Annotated in this window: 2 protein-coding genes; both read left to right on the top strand. The window is 42.3% G+C overall.

What is annotated here, in order from left to right:
* Positions 1-266 (top strand): hypothetical protein (locus tag QUB33_RS29305; RefSeq protein WP_333358159.1); only part of this gene is annotated, 266 nt, incomplete at its 5' end.
* Positions 267-1574: 1308 nt separating this feature from the next.
* Positions 1575-1745 carry a hypothetical protein gene (locus QUB33_RS29300; protein WP_333358156.1) on the top strand — a complete coding sequence of 57 codons (171 nt, stop codon included), beginning with the start codon at positions 1575-1577 and terminating at the stop codon, positions 1743-1745.
* Positions 1746-2007 lie beyond the last annotated feature (262 nt).

Here is a 2007-nt window from a genome sequence, read left to right as displayed (position 1 = left end):
ACGTATTAAATTTAAGTCCCGTCACCCTACTTAATGTTTTGTTACATACTGGTGATTTTTCCCGCCGACCTACTTACTTCCAAACCCGCAATTCCAACGATAGAACTCAACTAAGCCAAACTTTTGATTGTCGGCGAAGGCGAATCGGGAAATTGCCGTATCCTGATGAAGTTGCAACGGTTACAAGCCCCAGGCAGGGAAATAGGATTTCCTTGATCGGCATTGCAACGATCACAGACGCTCTCGCCCTTAAGACACCGTATTAGGGTCTGCTCTTAACCTGCCTTCATACCAACAGTTTAGCCGATTGCAAAGTGCGCGCCCGACAACAGCAATTTATGCAACTGTTAAGGCTGACATAACGGCTGCTACGCTGCCAATTTTTTCGCTCTTCGGAAACTTGATTTTTAATTCTATTTAGATACCATAACTTGACTATTAAATCAATCCAGTTTTTGTTAAAAACGCTAAAAAATTACTAATTGTTGTGGAGCGCTAAAGTCAGGCAAGTGCCGTATGAAGTTAGGCAAATGCCGTATAAAAATAGGTATAATTTAGGCTTTTTTTGGGACTACATTCTCTCTGATTGTATCGGAAAATATCCAGCAAACGCCTGAATTATTCGCTCAAATTGCTGCTTTTTTGTGCTGTTCGTGCCTTTGTTTTTTGAGGCTGGTTATGGTTGTCCTCTCTCGGTAGCAAGCAATGGTTTTGTGATCACAAACCGGGCTTTTACGTGCTGACAAAAAATATCCCCCCATCAATATTGAGCATATTGCTTACCCGCAGTTCAAACCTTATTGATATAGAATCAGTTCCGACGGAGCGAGTCGCGACTGAAGCCCAAATGCCTCAAGAGCGGTAAGGTATGGGACAGGCACGGCGAACTATTTTTTGTTGGAATATATCAGCGATCCCTCTTTACGCCTAGAGATTGCTGCCTGTATTAATCAGGTGGTGAATTATAACCGCCATTAATAGGTGGGAGTCGAGCGACTGCTGTAAACCGACCGACTGTTGTAAACCGCGTCAGGGGGTAAATTTTTATCCGACTGTCAAGCTTTATGAGACAACAACAGTTTAGCCGATTGCAAAGCGCGAGTCCGACAACAGCAATTTATGCGACTGTCAAGGCTGACATAACGGCGGCTACGCTGCCAATTTTTTCGCACTTCTGAAATTTGATTTTTAATTCAACTTCCCAAGCCACAACTTGACTATTAAATCAATTTAGGTTTTGTTAAAAACGCTAAAAAATAGCTAATGTTGTGGAGCGTTAAAATGAGGGATTTGCAGTATAAAGTCAGGCGTTTGCAGTATAAAATCAGTGAGATTACAGGCATTTGCAGGGGCTGCACTTTACCTGCAAATGCCTGTAAATATCCTGCAAATGCCTGCAATTTTATGCCAAATTACTGCTTTTTTGTGCTGTTCGTGTCTTGACCTGTTGAGGCTGCTTTTGGCTGTTCTCTCTCAGTAGCAAGCAATGTTTTTGTGATCACAAACCTGACTTTTACCTACACAAATAAAAACACTGCACCCTTATGAATGGGGAATCTTAGGTATCAAGGCACTTGATTTTTACCCGATATTCGACTGTGCCGATTGCTCACATTGCTCCTGCTGTTGTGGCGGCTTTTGTGGCAGCACAGGCATCAATTGCCGCAACTTTTCCATCGCACTTGGGTAGCGAGCGTTCAAAAGCTCGCTCTCTTGTTAACCAGCCATCGCGGTTAGACGTTTAATCGTCCTTCCACTGCGATCGCCTCCCAAGCCAAAATTTATACAAACCAATTAAATTAAGTTAGAGTTGGGTAGGGGTCAGTCTCACTTTGATAAACCCTCTAATAGCCCTCTCCAATTGGAGGGGATAAAATCACCTGACTAGCGGTTTTTAATTACAGTTGTTAACTTGTATCTTGGTAAGAGGTTTTGGGAGCATCTCAATTATGCAATGAGTATAAATACTTGCAACAGTCCTATGCAAGAATTATGTAAAATGTCAAA

The organism is Microcoleus sp. B3-A4 (genome assembly GCF_036705385.1).
Classification (GTDB): Bacteria; Cyanobacteriota; Cyanobacteriia; order Cyanobacteriales; family Microcoleaceae; genus Microcoleus.
The sequence above is the reverse complement of the archived record's forward strand: the minus strand, read 5'-3'. Positions and strand labels throughout refer to the sequence as shown.